15 protein-coding genes and 1 riboswitch are annotated in these 16,459 nt (G+C 45.7%); of the genes, 12 read left to right on the top strand and 3 right to left on the bottom strand.

Translation table 11 applies throughout. The annotated features are described in order from the left end of the window. Positions 1-57: 57 nt before the first annotated feature. The 3 genes from recX (at position 58) to LBPC_RS08725 (ending at position 2,184) form a co-directional block, all read left to right on the top strand. On the top strand, positions 58-852 hold the full coding sequence (recX, locus tag LBPC_RS08735) for a recombination regulator RecX (protein WP_003594905.1): 795 nt from the start codon (positions 58-60) through the stop codon (positions 850-852). Between the two features lie 249 nt (positions 853-1,101). After that, the gene (ntdP, locus tag LBPC_RS08730; RefSeq protein ID WP_003594904.1) at positions 1,102-1,638 is read left to right on the top strand and encodes a nucleoside tri-diphosphate phosphatase; all 537 of its coding nucleotides are present in this window, start codon (positions 1,102-1,104) and stop codon (positions 1,636-1,638) included. Between the two features lie 27 nt (positions 1,639-1,665). Beyond that, complete coding sequence (locus tag LBPC_RS08725; protein ID WP_003594902.1) at positions 1,666-2,184, top strand: hypothetical protein; 519 nt, start codon at positions 1,666-1,668, stop codon at positions 2,182-2,184. A 138-nt stretch (positions 2,185-2,322) separates the two neighbouring features. On the opposite strand, the gene LBPC_RS08720 is transcribed toward LBPC_RS08725, so the two are convergent. After that, positions 2,323-2,757 (bottom strand): GNAT family N-acetyltransferase, encoded by a 435-nt coding sequence (locus LBPC_RS08720; RefSeq protein ID WP_003660574.1) that lies wholly within the window; start codon positions 2,755-2,757, stop codon positions 2,323-2,325. 76 nt (positions 2,758-2,833) lie between these two features. Between LBPC_RS08720 and LBPC_RS08715 the strand changes: the two genes are divergently transcribed. The 4 genes from LBPC_RS08715 (at position 2,834) to LBPC_RS15590 (ending at position 8,591) form a co-directional block, all read left to right on the top strand. Then, positions 2,834-4,012 (top strand): AI-2E family transporter, encoded by a 1,179-nt coding sequence (locus tag LBPC_RS08715; protein WP_003594900.1) that lies wholly within the window; start codon positions 2,834-2,836, stop codon positions 4,010-4,012. A gap of 75 nt (positions 4,013-4,087) precedes the next feature. After that, entirely contained in the window at positions 4,088-5,428 is a 1,341-nt protein-coding gene (locus LBPC_RS08710; RefSeq protein WP_003594898.1) for a hemolysin family protein, read from the top strand. Between the two features lie 65 nt (positions 5,429-5,493). Continuing rightward, positions 5,494-7,068: a peptide chain release factor 3 gene (locus LBPC_RS08705; RefSeq protein ID WP_003594896.1), complete on the top strand. Its 1,575-nt coding sequence runs from the start codon at positions 5,494-5,496 to the stop codon at positions 7,066-7,068. A 245-nt stretch (positions 7,069-7,313) separates the two neighbouring features. Further along, a complete protein-coding gene (locus LBPC_RS15590) occupies positions 7,314-8,591 on the top strand; it encodes an ISL3 family transposase (protein ID WP_003660576.1) in 1,278 nt (425 codons plus the stop codon). Positions 8,592-8,709: 118 nt separating this feature from the next. Here LBPC_RS15590 and LBPC_RS08695 read toward each other — a convergent pair whose 3' ends face one another. Continuing rightward, entirely contained in the window at positions 8,710-9,003 is a 294-nt protein-coding gene (locus LBPC_RS08695; protein ID WP_003570563.1) for a DUF1827 family protein, read from the bottom strand. Positions 9,004-9,122: 119 nt separating this feature from the next. Further along, positions 9,123-11,348 (bottom strand): ATP-dependent Clp protease ATP-binding subunit, encoded by a 2,226-nt coding sequence (locus LBPC_RS08690; protein WP_003566010.1) that lies wholly within the window; start codon positions 11,346-11,348, stop codon positions 9,123-9,125. 219 nt (positions 11,349-11,567) lie between these two features. Here LBPC_RS08690 and LBPC_RS08685 point away from each other — a divergent pair, with 219 nt between their 5' ends. From LBPC_RS08685 to thiT, 5 genes are all read left to right on the top strand, one after another. Continuing rightward, positions 11,568-11,759, top strand: coding sequence for a hypothetical protein (locus tag LBPC_RS08685; RefSeq protein ID WP_003566008.1), 192 nt, complete (start codon positions 11,568-11,570; stop codon positions 11,757-11,759). 143 nt (positions 11,760-11,902) lie between these two features. After that, complete coding sequence (locus LBPC_RS08680; protein ID WP_003566007.1) at positions 11,903-12,169, top strand: phosphocarrier protein HPr; 267 nt, start codon at positions 11,903-11,905, stop codon at positions 12,167-12,169. Continuing rightward, on the top strand, positions 12,169-13,896 hold the full coding sequence (ptsP, locus tag LBPC_RS08675; protein ID WP_003565999.1) for a phosphoenolpyruvate--protein phosphotransferase: 1,728 nt from the start codon (positions 12,169-12,171) through the stop codon (positions 13,894-13,896). Before LBPC_RS08680 ends, ptsP begins: the two co-directional genes overlap by 1 nt. A 298-nt stretch (positions 13,897-14,194) precedes the next feature. Then, positions 14,195-15,607, top strand: a complete 1,413-nt coding sequence (locus tag LBPC_RS08670) for a sugar porter family MFS transporter (protein WP_016368865.1) — start codon at positions 14,195-14,197, stop codon at positions 15,605-15,607. Between the two features lie 81 nt (positions 15,608-15,688). Then, a riboswitch (TPP riboswitch) is annotated at positions 15,689-15,786 on the top strand. 42 nt (positions 15,787-15,828) lie between these two features. Next, positions 15,829-16,434, top strand: a complete 606-nt coding sequence (thiT, locus tag LBPC_RS08665; protein WP_003576020.1) for an energy-coupled thiamine transporter ThiT — start codon at positions 15,829-15,831, stop codon at positions 16,432-16,434. The last annotated feature ends 25 nt before the right edge of the window (positions 16,435-16,459 follow it).

Here is a 16,459-nt window from a genome sequence, read left to right as displayed (position 1 = left end):
TATTTATAAAAAGTATAACATAGAATGGCAACGTGATTAGAGAGGTGACAGGGGTTCATGAGTGAAATTACAAAGATAACCGCCCAAAAAAGGCGTGGGCGCTATAATATTTTTATTGACGGGACTTACGCATTTCCGGTGAGTGAAACCACGCTGGTGGATTACCGCTTGGCCAAAGGAATGGTATTGACAGCAGAGACCATTGCCCAAATCAAGAGCAGTGAAGTCACCGCGATGGGACTAGAGATCGGGCTGACCTACATTAGCCACCAAAGTCGCACGAGCAAAGAGGTCAGTGATCGGTTAGCTAAAGAAGACTTACCGGCTGATGTGATTCAAAAGGTGCTGACGCGTCTGACCGATCTGGGCTTTTTGGATGATGCAGATTATGCGCATCGTTACATTGAAGAGCATCTGAAAATGGGTGAACTTGGGCCGCGAACGCTGCAACATAAGCTACAACAAAAAGGCCTCAAGCCAGACTTGTTGGCCAATGAGTTAGCTGCTATTCCAACAACAGCATGGCTAGATGCGGCTGTTCGCGCTGGTCAGAAGAATCTTCGGCACCACCAGCATCGCGCTTATAAAGACCAACTGCAACGTCTCAGAGTCGCTTTAATGCAAAAGGGATTCGATGACACTACTATCCAAACAGCTATCGCAACCATCGACCCGCAACCCGATCCTGAGGCAGAAAGCGACTTGCTTAAGCTGGAGGCAGCCAAACAATGGCGTCTAAAAGCGAAATATGGTGATCGGGAGCGCAAACAAAAAGTTAAAACAACTTTGTTTCGTAAAGGCTTTGATGTGGAAGCTATTGATGAAGTGCTAAACGACTTGGCGGAAAGTTGATCGTGGTTTTTTGGAAGATCAAGCTATCCTTTTGCATGCCCTTGTAAGCTGCCGACTCTTGCTGAAAAGCGTTCACTGCTGCAATAAGTCAACCTCAGGCACAAATGAACAAAGTCTGGCTATCACACATGAGGCTGGCTTATACACCGGATTTTTATCGGGCTGTTTCACACGCTTGCTAGTTTCTAAGCGCGCCTGTCCATGCTCTGCTATAATGAAGAACGAAATTTCCAAGAAAGCGGGTTTTGTATGCGGATCCCTAAAGAAGGCGACTCGTTCGCTATTCAAAGTTATAAACATGACGGTAGTCTGCATCGCACCTGGCGTGACACGATGGTCTTGAAAACCAGTGAAGATGCCCTGATCGGGTGCAATGATCACACCTTGGTGACGGAGTCGGACGGACGCCGTTGGCTGACGCGGGAACCGGCGATCATTTTCTTTCATAAGCATTACTGGTTCAATGTGATTGCGATGATCCGTGAAGGCGGCGTGTCGTATTACTGCAATCTGGCCACTCCGTACACGATGGATCAAGAAGCTTTAAAATATATTGACTATGACTTAGACGTCAAGGTGTTTGCCGATGGTGAAAAACGGTTGCTGGATGTGGATGAATACGAGGCCCATCGCAAACTTTGGCAGTATCCTGCAACCACTGATCGGATTTTAAAAACTAATGTGAAGGTGCTTGTCGATTGGATCAACCACGGCAAAGGACCCTTTTCACAAGCCTATGTCGATTTATGGTACCGTCGTTACATTCAGTTAGCGCACCGGATCTAGCCCAACCGGTCAAACTTGGAGGCAAAAATGAAACAAATTCCAAAACAACCTGCTCAACTTTTTGCGGGTCATGCCTATACCGTCGAAAACAGTGATCAGCTTGGTACATTTCAACCAGCGTGGCAAGACTTTGAGGCGCAACTTGGGTTTAAAACGCTCGATGATTTAGCCGAGATACCCAATCGATCGGCGATGGTTGTCTTTTCGCCATATGACACCTTTTTATATTGGATCGGCAGCTTGTTACCGGCTGATGCAGCGGTTCCCAAACCTTATGAAGCGTTTCGCCTACCTGAAGCAACGGCTGGTCAGGTCAGGCAGCCAGCTACAAGTGTGCTGTTGAAACAATTACCACTTGCAACAAGCTTTAATAAGGGTCTGCAAATCATTGAAAAGGCAGGGTATCCTTTGCCAGAAAGACTCGGGCAAACAGATCATCCTTATTATCTTGAAAGCTATCTGATTCAAGATGGCGCGGTTCATCAAGTGGCTTATCGTCTATATATTGATCCTCATCAGTTAAAAGGTGTGGATGAGTATGAGTAAGGTGCATGAAAAATAAAAACAAGCAGGGGATTAGCCTGCTTGTTGAATTGATGCGATCCCGATATCTTCGTGTTGGGATCGCATTTTTCTCACATACTCATGGTTTAATCAAGTGAAGCTGATAAATTTGAATGATCGTCAAGCCAGCTTGAGTATCATTTCACGGTGGCGGATGCCGGCATCAAGAAATTCAGGGCGATCGGTCAATTGAAAACCGAGGGCTTTGTAAAAGCCAATCGCCTGAACTTGCGCACCTAAGCGTAGCGCTTGAATTTGCTGGGCGCGGGCATAAGTCATGATTGCTTCAAACACCATCTTACCAAGGCCATGCTTGCGATAGGCTTTTTCGACTGCAACACGCTGAACGTGGTAGGCGTCGCCCTCAGGCAGAATGCGCGCCGTAGCAACAGGCACACCTGCATCGCAAATGACAAAATAGGTCGCCTTTGCTTCATCGGCGTCGACTTCGAGCTCTGGTGGCACATGTTGCTCTTCCACGAAAACGTGGGTGCGAATCTGGACGCTGTCTTGATGAATCTGTGAATCGAGGGTTGTTGTCGTTTTGACTTCCAAAAGTTGAACCTTCTTTCCGTTTTAATAAATTGTTTGCTATTATAGCACTAGTAAAATGCTGCTGGGGAGGTCGAATATGTTTGATAGGTTACGGCATTCAAAATTAATGTTTTGGTCCGTTGAAATTCTGATTTTGATTTTTGTGGTCATCGGGTTGACACAGGTTTCGTTCTTGTTTGCACCTGTGGCGACTTTTTTCTCAACGCTACTCATTCCGATTTTATCTGCTGGGTTTTTGTTCTATCTCTTCAATCCGATTGTTAAATTATTGCAGAAGTTCCACATCAGTCGCAATATTTCGATTTTATTGATTTTCTTGGTGGTCATCGGTGCCTTGGTTCTGGTATTCATGGCCGTACTGCCAAACTTGATCTATCAGGTCACTCAGTTTGTTACGAATATTCCGGATTTCTTAAAAGGCGTCCGGTTATTCATTAGTAAGGCGTCACACTATACTTGGTATCAGCGGCTAAATATTGGCAAATATGTTGCCAGTCTTCAAATTTCGCCAAGCAAGGTGTTGAGCAAAGTTCTGGGCGGTTTTTCCACCGGCTTGCCAACGGTTATCGGATCAGTAGCCAGCATGATGATCAGTATCATTACAATCCCGGTGATGCTATTTTACTTTCTCAAAGACGGTGAAAACTTTGTGCCAAGTATTCAAAAGATGTTGCCTCATCGGTATCACGAAGAGGTTGCAACTGTTTTTACGCGTTTAAACTCGACACTGTCTCACTATATTGGCGGGCAGGCCATTGAATGTTTATTCGTTGGCACTTTTACTTTTATTGGTTATCTGATTATTGGCATGCCGTATGCGTATCTCTTAGGCTTTATTGCGGGGATCGTTACCATTATTCCGTATTTGGGACCCTATATTGGTATTGCACCAGCTTTGGCAATTGCTGCCACTGAGGGATGGACAAAGATGCTACTCGTTGTTGTCGTTGTCGTCATTATCCAGATGACGGATGGTAATTTTATTTATCCGAATGTGATCGGCCGCTCACTGGACATTCATCCTTTAACCATCATTATTTTGCTGATGGTTGCAGGCAATCTATGGGGATTGTTAGGCACCATTCTAGCTGTACCGACATATGCTGTCATCAAAACAGTTGTGACATACTTATACGAGCTTTATCGTTTCCATCAGGAACATAAGCATGACGAGGATGCTGACAGTGATGAGGAAAATGCTGGAGAAGCTCATCAGATCAAGGATCAAGCCGATCCACAATTGAAAAATAAATAAAGACTTGGTATACTGAAATAATCGAACGAAGCGGGGATGATTCCCCGTTTTTTTTACGAAAGGTTGTGTTTTTGCATGGGCAGTGACCCAGACGGTCAGATATGGGGACAATTGATCCTCATTGTGATTTTGACCTTAATCAATGCAGGATTTGCCGCGGCGGAGATTGCCGTGGTTTCAAGTTCCCGTACTCGTATGAAGGCGCAGGCGGATAAAGGCGATCGTAAGGCCGCCAAGCTTGTGACCATCATGAAGGATTCGAGTAATTTTCTGGCAACAATCCAAGTCGGGATCACTTTTGCCGGTTTCTTTGCGTCTGCTTCGGCCGCAACAACGCTGGCAGATCGGGTTGCACCAATTTTTGGCGGCTGGTCATTTGCGCATGAGGCAGCGGTCATCTTAGTCACGCTGATCTTGTCTTATTTTTCGTTGGTTTTTGGCGAATTATATCCCAAACAGGTAGCGTTACAAATGACAGAGCGGGTTGCTAAAATGAGTGTGACCCCGATCAGTTGGCTAGCCAAAGTGATGCGTCCGTTTGTTTGGCTGCTTTCTGCTTCAACCAAGTTGTTAATGAAACTGACGCCGATGGAATTCAATCATGAAGGGGAAACCGTGACCCGTGACGAAATGGTTTCCATGATCGAAAGTGGTCGAAATTCTGGGGCGATTGATCCCGATGAGTATCAAATGTTTGAGGGAATTATATCGTTGTCCGATACGATGGCGCGCGAGGTCATGGTGCCGCGAACGGATGCTTTTATGGTTGATGCGCAAGAACCTGATCACACGGCGATTGACGCGATTTTGAACAATATCTATTCACGAATTCCGGTTTATGAAGAAGACAAAGATCACGTGGTTGGCATTGTTCACATCAAGAATCTGCTAAAGGAAGCACGCCGCGTCGGCTTTGATCATGTTAAAATCGAATCGGTCATGACCGCGCCGGTTTTTGTTCCCGAAACCATTACAGTCGATGATTTGTTGACTGAAATGCAAGTGAAGCAACAACAAATGGCGATCTTATTGGATGAATATGGTGGCGTTGTCGGCATCGTGACCATTGAAGACTTGCTTGAGGAAATCGTCGGTGAAATTGATGACGAATCGGATCAGGTTGAAAAATTGTTCACGAAACAAGGGGACCATGATTTCGTTGTCTCAGGGCGGATGCCGATTTCGGACTTCAATGATTTGTTTAAAACTGATTTGGATGCACCGGATGTTGACACGATTGCGGGTTATGTTCTGACGCAACTCGGTGCCATTCCTTCATCGCATCACAGCGAAAAAATGCAGCTGGCACCAGGTGTGTTATTGGCGACCGGCAAAGTTGAAGGGTCACGACTCGTCAATGTTCATGTTCATCTATCATCAGAACCAGAAGAAGCCTCCCACGAGGCCGATAGCTAGCGATGCAGTCTGTGTAAATAGGCAACGTTGTTAGCAAATTTTGTCAATTTTGGAAGGAAAGCACGATGAAACCACAGGAACTAGCAAAAGAAGTCGCAAAACGCCGCACATTTGCGATTATTTCACATCCAGATGCTGGGAAAACAACGATTACGGAACAGCTTTTATTGTTTGGCGGCGTGATCCGCGAGGCTGGAACAGTTAAAGGCCGAAAATCCGGACATTTTGCGAAATCGGACTGGATGGAAATCGAAAAGAAACGTGGTATTTCGGTTACCAGCTCTGTGATGCAATTCAATTATCAGGGCAAACGCATTAATATTCTGGACACCCCTGGGCATGAAGATTTTTCTGAAGATACCTATCGGACCTTGATGGCGGTTGATGCCGCAGTCATGGTCATCGACTCGGCAAAGGGGATTGAAGCTCAGACCAAGAAACTGTTCAAAGTTGTCAAACAACGTGGTATCCCGATTTTTACATTCATGAATAAGTTGGATCGTGATGGTCGCGAACCATTGGATTTGATTGCTGAACTTGAAGACTTGCTGGGTATCGAAGGCTATGCGATGAACTGGCCGATTGGTATGGGTAAGGGACTCAAGGGTCTCTACGATCGAGTGAATCAGCGAATCGAGCTTTATCGGCGTGAAGGTGATGATCGATTTTTGCCGTTGAATGACCAAGGTCAGCTTGATCCAAGTCAACCATTGACGCAGGATTCGATTTATACGCAAACATTAGATGATATCGAATTATTGAATGACGCGGGCAACCAGTTTAATTTGAAAAAGATCATGGCTGGTGAGCAAACACCAGTGTTCTTCGGGTCGGCGTTGACTAACTTTGGCGTTGAGACATTTTTGAATAGCTTCGTTCAATATGCACCCGAACCGGGACCGAAGAAAACAGAACAAGGCGGGGAAGTGAATCCGACTAACCCAGAGCTTTCCGCATTTGTCTTTAAGATTCAGGCAAACATGAACCCTGCTCATCGCGATCGCATCGCTTTTGTCCGAATTGTTTCAGGTGAATTTGAACGGGGGATGGATGTCATCCTTCATCGAACCGGCAAAACGATGCGACTGAATAACTCAACCGAATTTATGGCTGACACCCGTGAAACGGTTTCAACTGCGGTTGCCGGTGATATTGTTGGGTTGTATGATACCGGTAATTTTCAAATTGGCGATACCATTTATCAAGGCAAGGAACCGATTCAATTTGAAAAATTACCGCAGTTCACCCCTGAATTATTTGTTCGCGTTACGCCGAAGAATGTGATGAAGCAAAAATCATTTCATAAGGGGATGCAGCAGCTTGTCCAGGAAGGGGCAGTCCAGCTTTACAAGACCTATAACACGAATGATTATATTCTAGGAGCAGTCGGGCAACTTCAATTTGAAGTTTTCCAATTCCGGATGCTGCATGAATATCATTCAGAAGTGATTATGACCCCGATTGGCTCGCGAACGGCTCGCTGGATCAATCCAGATCAATTGGATGAAAAGATGAGCAGTTCCCGGAACTTATTGGTTCAGGATATCCACGGCGACCCGTTGTTCCTATTTGAGAATCAATACGCTGAACGCTGGTTTGCAGACAAGTATCCTGACGTTAAATTAACTGCCAAAATGTAATAGGGTGCTTGGGTATGAGTATCGTGGCACACAAAAAGCGGCTGAGCAATGTCAGTCGCTTTTTGTGTGCGCTTATTAATCTAGCAATGTGCAAAAATCGGCGCTACGATATTTGGAGTTGATAGGCAGCTTGCCTACCAGCTCCTTTTTCTATACCATTTCTATATTTGAACGCGCAAAAAGGACATTACACTTTCTGCTCGTTCACTGTCCCGACCAAAGAATAGAGAATAGGAGTTTGTGTAATGTCCCTTACAGGTAAGTCTATCCGAATGGTTCTAGAAATCAAGGACCCTAACATTATCTTTACGCAAGACGCTGTCATTGAAGAAATTCGGGGCGCTAAAGCCCTTGTCTTCTATGCCGAACTTAAACTCCAACCAGAGCATTGCCCTGCCTGTGGCTTTGCCAGCAAACTAGTTCGTTATGGGTTTGAACGTACCTGCGTACTTATGCCCAGTTACAGCTACCGTCCCACCTATATGAAGCTTAGCCGTCAGAGATTTCGTTGTGAGTTGTGCCGGTCGGTCTTTCAGAGTGAGACTGATTACGTCCGACCGCGTAGCACCATCAGCACCCCAGTCCGCCAGATGGTGCTATTTGAAGCCTTCAGCAACTGTTCATTAACCGACATTGCGCGACGCTTCCACGTGGCTGATAAGACCGTCCAGCGGATTATTGATGAAGAAGCGGCGAAGCATAACTACCATCAAAAGCTATGGCTCCCGAAGCATCTGGCTTTTGATGAGTTCAAAGCTACCAACAAAATGAGCTTCATCTGGGGTGATGGCGATCGACACCAGATTGGCGCAATTCTACCGAGCCGGACGGCATACGCAATAACGAAGTACTTTGAAGGCTTTCCACTCAGTGTCCGCCAGCAAGTGCAGACCGTGTCGTTAGACCTGAACGCCGGCTATATCAAGCTAGTTCCACGTTTGTTTCCAAACGCCAAGATAGTTGTGGATCGGTTCCATATCGTCCAGATGGTGTCGACCGCCCTCAACATGGTCCGTATCCAAGTAATGAAGGGTCTATCTAAGCGTAGCAAGGAATACCGATTCATGAAACGCGAGTGGAAAATCTTTCTTAAGGACTTCAACGAACTTGAAGCAATAAAACCCACGTATCACACCAGCGTCGGCTATTACGAAACAACTGTAAATCTGGTCGCCAAGTGCTTAGACCTGAGCCCGGAGTTCCGGGCAGCATATGAAGTCTACCAGGAGATTATAGGAGCGGTTAGAAAGCGTGATGCGTCAGCACTCGCAGCCGCACTAGAGAGCTATCGATCATTAGGAAACCGAATGGATCAGTCTATCAAAACGTTAAAGAAGTACAAGAGACAAGTCATCAATGCATTACGCTATGAGTACTCAAATGGCTTCCTTGAGGGTATTAACGGCATCATCAAGAAGATTAAGAACACTGCGTACGGCTATACGAATTGGAACAATTTCATCAATCGTATATTCCTGCAACGGGTTTGGTTCAGAACTAAGAGCAGCAAGGCAGCAGCATAATAAAAGCACCTAGACCAATTAAGGCCTAGATGCTTCACAAAAGATCTATCAACTCTACTTGACGAAGAGCCCAAAAATCTCATTGGTATTGGCAAGCATGGCACTATCCTTCTTCGGGTTACTCTGCTTGCCGCTCAAGCTTGGGAACAGTCACTTCTGCCAGATGATGACCCATAATCGGCGAAACATCGCCAATGTCCTTTTGCAAAAGCCGTTCGAGTGTGAAAGCAATTTCCGCACGCTGAATATTGCGGCGCTCATTGGTGAAAAGAAGTTCGATATGGGAAGGTGCCTCCGTATAAACAACTGTCGTTTGGCCAAGTGAGAAGACCTTGACCAGCCGGGCATCGGTACCACTCAATTGTTGGCTTACTAGATTTCTGAAACTGTTGGTCACGTTAATCAGTCGCATGCTCATGCCCTCCATTTCTCTCCCTCTGTTTTTATTATAAAACAGTTTAACGGAAAATAATAATATGTGAATTGAAAGCCCTCGAACGCAATGAAGTTCGAGGGCTTTCTTAAAACAAATTACTTTTTAGATTTTTGAGTGGTTTCAGCCTTGGCAGGTTCACCAACCGTAATCTCACCATTACTGATGCGGGCTTCAAGTTCCTTAGCCTTTGGATGGTCAAGGTAGAAGTCAGCAACGCGGTCTTCAATCTGTTCCTGAATGACTCGACGCAGCGGCCGAGCTCCCATGGCAGGATTGTAACCGAGATTAACCAGCTTTTCCTTAACCGGATCGGTAACATGAATCGTCAAGCCCTGATCCTTGATGTTATTGTTGGTATCTTGAATCATCAGTGACACAATCTTCAACAAGTCGTCTTTAGACAATGACTTGAATTCAACGATGTCATCAAAACGGTTCAGGAATTCAGGCTTGAAGTAATTACCAAGCTGATCCAGCACACTGTGCGTCTTACCGCTTAAAGCTGCGCCAAAACCAACGTTTGCTTCGGCATCGGTTGAGCCAGCATTGGATGTCATGATAATGATCGTGTCCTTGAAGGAAACGGTACGGCCTTGAGAATCAGTCAATCGGCCGTCATCCAAGATCTGCAAGAACATATTCATCACATCTGGATGGGCTTTTTCAATTTCATCTAACAAGATGAGGCTATAAGGATTTCGGCGAACTTTTTCAGTTAATTGACCGGCTTCCTCATAGCCGACATAGCCTGGCGGTGACCCGATAAGCTTGGAGACACTGAATTTCTCCATGTACTCCGACATATCAAACCGGATCATGGCGTCTTCAGAACCAAACAGCTCTTTGGCAAGCTGTTTAGCCAGTTCAGTTTTGCCGACACCTGTTGGGCCGACGAATAGGAAGGACCCAATCGGCCGACCGGACTTGTTAAAGCCGATCCGGTTACGACGAATAGCGCGAGCAACTTTATCAACTGCTTCATTCTGACCAATGACATGCTTTTCAAGGTCACCAGCCAGATTCTTCAGCTGTGCTTGCTCCTGCGCCTTCAGTTCACCAACTGGAATGTTGGTTTTTTCTTCAACAATCTGTTCCATATCTTTTTCGGTGACAGTCGGAATTTCATTTTCAGGCAGATTAGACTGTTTCTTAGCCATATCTTCTAACTTAGTAACTTGGTCACGATAGAAGGCAGCTTTTTCGTAATCCTCCTGCTTCAGAGCAGCTTGCTTTTGCTTCTCGGCGTCGTCAATCTTGGTCTTGATCGTTTCTGGATCGACAGTGGCAATGGTCAGATTCTTCCGGGAACCTGATTCATCCAGAAGGTCAATCGCTTTGTCAGGCAAGAAACGATCTTGAATGTAACGATTGCTCAAAGTTGCAGCTGCTTCAATGGCGGCATCTGTATATTTAACATGATGAAAATCTTGATACCGCGGCTGCAGGCCTTTTAGAATCTTAATCGTCTCTTCTACAGTTGGCTCCTCAACGAGGACTGGTTGCAGACGACGAGCAAGGGCTGAATCTTTTTCAATTTGACGATATTCATTGCTAGTAGTGGCACCAACGAGCTGCAACTCGCCACGTGCTAATGCTGGCTTCAGAACATTGCCGGCATCCATACCGCCTTCAGCATTGCCAGCGCCGACGATTTCATGGATTTCATCAATAAATAAGATAATGTTCTTATTCTTTTTAAGTTCGTCAATCAATTGTTGCATACGTTGTTCGAATTGACCGCGAATGCCAGTTCCTTGAACTAGTGAAACGACATCGAGTCGGATGACATGCCGATCTTGAAGTTTTGACGGAACATCGCCATTAGCGATCTTCAATGCCAAGCCCTCAACAACAGCAGTCTTGCCGACACCGGCTTCACCAATCAGGACTGGATTATTTTTTGTTCGGCGGTTTAAGATCTCGATCACCCGTGAAATTTCTTTGTCACGACCAATGACCGGATCAATTTGACCATTCCGTGCTTGTTCAGTCAGATCAACGCCGAATTGTCCCAGCAGTCCCTTGCCACGGTTGCCATTGCGGCCGTTATTACCATTGCCGCCACGGCCTGCCTGAGTTGGCGGGGTCTGAGCATTTGGTTGTTGCGGTTGATCCATTCCCTGATTCATCGCACGGAAAATATCATCTAAGCTGCCGAAACCAAATGGATCGGTTGCATCAGTTGGTCTCATATTTCCTCCTGCTTGGTTCTTGAGTAATTGATAACAGTTTTGGCAGAGATTAATTTCCTGTCGAGTGCCATTAACAACGGTTGAAAGATGAATAGTGGCTGGATTCTTATGACAGTTTTCACACAGCATTTTGTCACAACCTTCCTATCTGTTTAGGTGCCACGTGCAGTCAAAAAAGGTTTGACCTTTCTTGACCTATGGCAATAGTATACACCCACATTTCTGGAATGCAAGCACTCTGCCACTAAGAGTGCTAAAAAGTTGCAAAAATTTCAGTGACAGCAAGCACTTGCGCTTTTTCCTTACCAGCTTTTATGCTACTCTTATTAGGTGAGGTGAGGCAAATAGATGACTCAGGATTACGTCGCTTTAATAGATGAGTTAAAGACTGGTCAGCGGGACAAAATCACGGTGACGCCAGAAACGTTCATGGCGTTTCGCGCGGCATGGACGAATTATCCTGATCGTGAAGAGATCGTGGGAATGGCTAAACGTGATGGTGTCATTGAATACCATTATCGATCAGTTGATTCTCGTTAATATAGGCGCCAAATCTGATGTGGCGCTTGTGACAAGCTTCAAAAAATGGTAAGGTTTACATGAATTGTTTTGGGTACGAATGCGCACACAAACTATTCGGAAAAAAACTAGAAATCTAGTTAATACGAAGGAGCAGATCAGTCATGGAAAAACGCGAATTTAATATTATTGCAGAAACCGGGATCCACGCACGTCCGGCAACCTTGTTGGTACAGGCAGCAAGCAAGTTCAACTCAGATATCAACTTGGAATACAAGGGTAAGAGCGTTAACTTGAAGTCTATCATGGGCGTCATGAGTTTGGGTGTTGGCCAAGGTGCCGATGTTACCATTTCTGCTGAAGGTGCAGACGAGGCTGATGCTATCGCTGCTATTACAGACACAATGAAAAAGGAAGGCTTGGCTGAATAATGGCTGAACATTTGAAGGGAATCGCTGCTAGTGATGGGATCGCCACAGCGAAGGCCTATTTACTGGTTCAACCTGATTTGTCATTCCAAAAAAAGACGGTTGATGATCCTTCAAAGGAAATCGATCGCCTGAAGCAGTCACTTGATCAAAGTAATGATGAGTTAAAGGTTATTCGAGCAAAGGCCGCTGAATCGCTTGGCGAAGAAGAGGCTCAGGTTTTTGATGCGCACATGATGATTTTGGCTGATCCTGACTTTACTGGTCAGGTAGAGACTAAGATCAAGGATGAAAAAGTCAATGCTGAGCAGGCTTTGAAAGAAGTCTCCGAATTCTTTATTAAGACATTCGAAGGTATGACCGACAATCCATATATGCAGGAACGTGCGGCTGATGTCCGCGACGTGACAAAGCGGATCATGGCACACTTGCTCGGTCGCAATTTGCCAAATCCAGCATTAATTGATGAAGAAGTCGTTGTGGTTGCGCATGACCTGACCCCTTCGGATACCGCACAATTGAATAAGAAGTATGTCAAAGCATTTGTCACGGATATTGGCGGTCGGACTGCGCACAGTGCGATTATGGCACGTTCGTTGGAAATTCCGGCTGTTGTTGGGACAGATGACATTACCAAGAAGGCTAATAACGGTGATCTTATTTCCGTTGATGGCTTAACTGGTGAAGTTGTTGTTGATCCGACCGATGATGAAGTAGCTAAGTTCAAGCAGGATGCTGAAGCATTTGCTAAGCAAAAAGCTGAATGGGCTCTTTTGAAGACGGCCAAATCAATCACAGCTGATGGCAAACACTTTGATGTTGCTGCCAACATTGGCACGCCAAAGGATCTTGATGGTGTGCTGGCAAACGGTGCTGAAGGTATCGGTTTGTATCGGACAGAGTTCTTGTACATGGATTCTGCTGAATTACCAACTGAAGACGATCAATTCGAGGCCTACAAGAAGGTTGTCGAAACGATGAGTCCGAAGCCTGTTGTTGTTCGGACGATGGATATTGGTGGGGATAAACATCTGCCATATTTGCCGCTTCCTGAAGAACAGAACCCATTCTTGGGTTATCGTGCGATTCGGATCAGTCTTGATCGCCAAGATATCTTCCGGACACAGTTGCGCGCCTTGTTGCGTGCATCTGCCTTTGGCAATCTGCGGATCATGTTCCCTATGATTGCTACCATTGCTGAATTCAAGCAAGCAAAGCAGATTTTCACTGAAGAAAAAGATAAGTTAGTCAAGGATGGCGTCAAAGTATCTGATGATATCCAACTTGGCATTATGATCGAAATTCCTGCAGCTGCAGTTTTGGCTGATCAGTTTGCTAAGTATGTTGACTTCTTCTCCATTGGTACAAATGACTTGATCCAGTACTCTATGGCCGCTGATCGTGGGAACGAGCATGTTTCCTACCTGTATCAGCCATACAACCCATCCATCCTTCGCCTAATCAAGCATGTGATTGATTCGGCACATAAGGAAGGCAAGTGGGCCGGTATGTGTGGCGAAGCTGCTGGTGATCCAATCATGGTACCACTGTTGCTTGGTATGGGTCTTGACGAATACTCAATGTCCGCAACTTCTGTCCTTAAAGTACGCAGCTTGATGAAGAAGCTTTCGACAGCTGATATGGCTAAGATGGACGAAATTGCTCTGAACCAAAATATCACTAATGATGAAAACGCTGATCTGGTTAAGAAAACAACTGGTCAGAAATAAACTTTCATTATCAGAAAGAGGCTATTGACTGAATAAGTTGACGGCTTCTTTTTTTGACCAAAATTTGATTTTGATCGGGCTCGCTAGCATTGATTTTTCTGAAACCCGCTCGAAAATGGGACTTTATCTTTGCCATGCAAAAAGGTGATTGCGCGACTATTCGTCGGCATCTGAACAGTGACTGACTGCAGACTTTTCAGAAAAGTGTTAAGGTTATTATGTAAACTAAAAATTGAGTTACTGATTCATGGTATGACACTGTGAGCGGTGGTTCATTTGGACTTGTAGGGGGAATTGCATGTATCAATCAAAAACACACAATCATCGATTTACCGGTCACCTTGCGAGTGCGAAGACACGGTTGCGGCTAGTAGCTTTGATTTCAACGATGGGTGGCCTGCTTTTTGGCTATGACACTGGGGTGATCAATGGCGCATTGCCTTTTATTTCTTCGGAACTGAAACTTGCCCCTGGATCACAGGGTTGGGTCACCAGTAGTTTGACGCTGGGTGCTGCTTTTGGTGCCATCTTAGTCGGTCGTTTAAGTGATCGCTATGGGCGCAGGCGGCTCATCACCATGTTAGCGGGCTTATTTTTTCTGGCAACGGTAGCCTCGTCACTTTCCCCGAGTGCTGGCTGGCTGATTGGCGCACGACTGATCCTTGGATTAGCCGTTGGTGGCGTCTCTGTGCTGGTTCCGAGCTTTTTAGCAGAGATTGCCCCAACGAGTCATCGTGGGCGGTTAGTCACACAAAATGAGCTGATGGTCGTGACTGGCCAGTTACTTGCTTTTGTTCTCAATGCCTTTTTAGGAACTACTTTTGGTAACGTTCCTGGTATCTGGCGCTGGATGATTGTATTGGCAGTCATTCCGGCAATTATCTTAGGTATCGGGACTTATTTTGTTCCGGAATCTCCTCGTTGGTTAATGATGAAAGGACGGCCGGCAGCAGCACGGTCAAGTTTGGAAGTGTTGCGATCTGCTGCTGAAGTGCCAGCAGAGATTGACCATTTGAAACAGAATCTTGCCGAAGATACTAAACATAAGCAGGCGAGTGTTCGAGCATTGAAAACCAAATGGATTCGCCGACTGGTTCTGATTGGCATCGGCCTAGGCGTCATTCAGCAAATTGCTGGTATCAATGTCATGATGTATTATGGCACCTCAATTTTACAAATGACGGGTTTTGGGCGAGATAGTGCCTTGATCGCCAACATTGCCAATGGGGTTACTGCCGTTGCTGCAACGATTGTGACGTTGCAATTGTTGAAGCATGTTCCGCGGCGGCCAATGCTGATTGTGGGATTGATTGGCTCAACCGTGGCGATTACTGGTGTCACCTTCGCTAGTCGACTACCAGCGGGTTCGTCATTCCGGGCATTTGCGACAATCGGGATGATGATGCTGTTCTTGGCGTTCTTCCAAGGCGCTATCAGTCCAATGACTTGGCTGCTGATGTCTGAAATCTTCCCTGAACAGGTTCGGGGTATAGGGATGGGCGCTGCAACTTTCTGCTTGTGGTTAGCTAACTTTGGTGTTGGCGTTCTGTTCCCGGTTGGTCTGGCCCAAATAGGCATGTTCTGGACATTCGTTTGCTTCATCGGGACAAATTTGATTTCATTGCTGTTCGTTCTGATTTTTGTGCCGGAAACGGCTGGACGCTCCCTCGAAACTTTGCACCGAGAGGAGAAAGCCCGCTTAAATCATTAATGACAAGCGATTTGTTCAAGACCAAAAAGTTGCGCTTTACAAAAAGTTTGATACCATAAAGGTGTATCAACAATTCGATGAACCTTCACAAAGGGGAGCCATTGGCTGAGAACGGGGAAACCCGGACCCTTCGAACCTGTTCGTTAATGCGAGCGTAGGGATTTGTGAATGGTCGGAAGCGACCTTCTTTGTGAACGGGGACTCACTAGGAGGCTTTTTTTATGCAACAGCACAAGCAACTTGTTGTCATTTTGGAAACTGCGATCATTGCAGCTTTTGCGATGGCATTAACTTATATTCCACATACCACGGGTGTTTCGGCAATTGAACTGAATTATGGTCTGATTCCAATTGCTGTTTTGGCTATGCGGCGTGGGTTAGTTCCTGCAGCATGGGCAGGCTTTGTCTGGGGGATTTTGGATCTGATTTTGCGTGGTATTGGCGGTGGCAGTGTCTTGAATCCTTTACAAGGTATTCTTGAATATCCGATTGCGTTTACCTTGGTCGGTTTAATGGGGTTGACGTTTGCATCTTTCCAAAAGGCAGTGCGCGGTAGTGAAAAAGTGAAGGCGAGCGGCTATGCCTTTGCTGGTATTATTATCGGCACGTTTGCTAAATACTTTATCCATTTCATCGCTGGCGTTGTTTTCTGGGGTGCGTATGCGCCTAAAGGAACGAATGTCTGGGTATACTCGTTGATCGTCAATGGTGGATCAGCGTTATTCAGCACCGTCTTAACAATTGTTGTTGTTGGTGTATTGCTAACCGTTGCCCCGCAACTCTTTGTTGCTAAGGACGGCAAATCATTTTCAACGAAGGCTGCCTAAGTTTAAGACTTCAACAACGCATATC

The sequence above is a fragment of the Lacticaseibacillus paracasei subsp. paracasei genome, assembly GCF_000829035.1.
In the GTDB taxonomy this organism is placed as follows: domain Bacteria; phylum Bacillota; class Bacilli; order Lactobacillales; family Lactobacillaceae; genus Lacticaseibacillus; species Lacticaseibacillus paracasei.
Note: the sequence above shows the minus strand (reverse complement) of the source record. Positions and strands in the feature narration are given on the sequence as shown.

What these genes read in the sequence shown, in the direction of transcription:
- recX (WP_003594905.1), top strand. Translation starts at nt 58, where the DNA reads ATGAGTGAAATTACAAAGATAACCGCCCAAAAAAGGCGTGGGCGCTAT.
- ntdP (WP_003594904.1), top strand. Translation starts at nt 1,102, where the DNA reads ATGCGGATCCCTAAAGAAGGCGACTCGTTCGCTATTCAAAGTTATAAA.
- LBPC_RS08725 (WP_003594902.1), top strand. Translation starts at nt 1,666, where the DNA reads ATGAAACAAATTCCAAAACAACCTGCTCAACTTTTTGCGGGTCATGCC.
- LBPC_RS08715 (WP_003594900.1), top strand. Translation starts at nt 2,834, where the DNA reads ATGTTTGATAGGTTACGGCATTCAAAATTAATGTTTTGGTCCGTTGAA.
- LBPC_RS08710 (WP_003594898.1), top strand. Translation starts at nt 4,088, where the DNA reads ATGGGCAGTGACCCAGACGGTCAGATATGGGGACAATTGATCCTCATT.
- LBPC_RS08705 (WP_003594896.1), top strand. Translation starts at nt 5,494, where the DNA reads ATGAAACCACAGGAACTAGCAAAAGAAGTCGCAAAACGCCGCACATTT.
- LBPC_RS15590 (WP_003660576.1), top strand. Translation starts at nt 7,314, where the DNA reads ATGTCCCTTACAGGTAAGTCTATCCGAATGGTTCTAGAAATCAAGGAC.
- LBPC_RS08695 (WP_003570563.1), bottom strand. Translation starts at nt 9,003, where the DNA reads ATGCGACTGATTAACGTGACCAACAGTTTCAGAAATCTAGTAAGCCAA.
- LBPC_RS08690 (WP_003566010.1), bottom strand. Translation starts at nt 11,348, where the DNA reads ATGCTGTGTGAAAACTGTCATAAGAATCCAGCCACTATTCATCTTTCA.
- LBPC_RS08685 (WP_003566008.1), top strand. Translation starts at nt 11,568, where the DNA reads ATGACTCAGGATTACGTCGCTTTAATAGATGAGTTAAAGACTGGTCAG.
- LBPC_RS08680 (WP_003566007.1), top strand. Translation starts at nt 11,903, where the DNA reads ATGGAAAAACGCGAATTTAATATTATTGCAGAAACCGGGATCCACGCA.
- ptsP (WP_003565999.1), top strand. Translation starts at nt 12,169, where the DNA reads ATGGCTGAACATTTGAAGGGAATCGCTGCTAGTGATGGGATCGCCACA.
- LBPC_RS08670 (WP_016368865.1), top strand. Translation starts at nt 14,195, where the DNA reads ATGTATCAATCAAAAACACACAATCATCGATTTACCGGTCACCTTGCG.
- thiT (WP_003576020.1), top strand. Translation starts at nt 15,829, where the DNA reads ATGCAACAGCACAAGCAACTTGTTGTCATTTTGGAAACTGCGATCATT.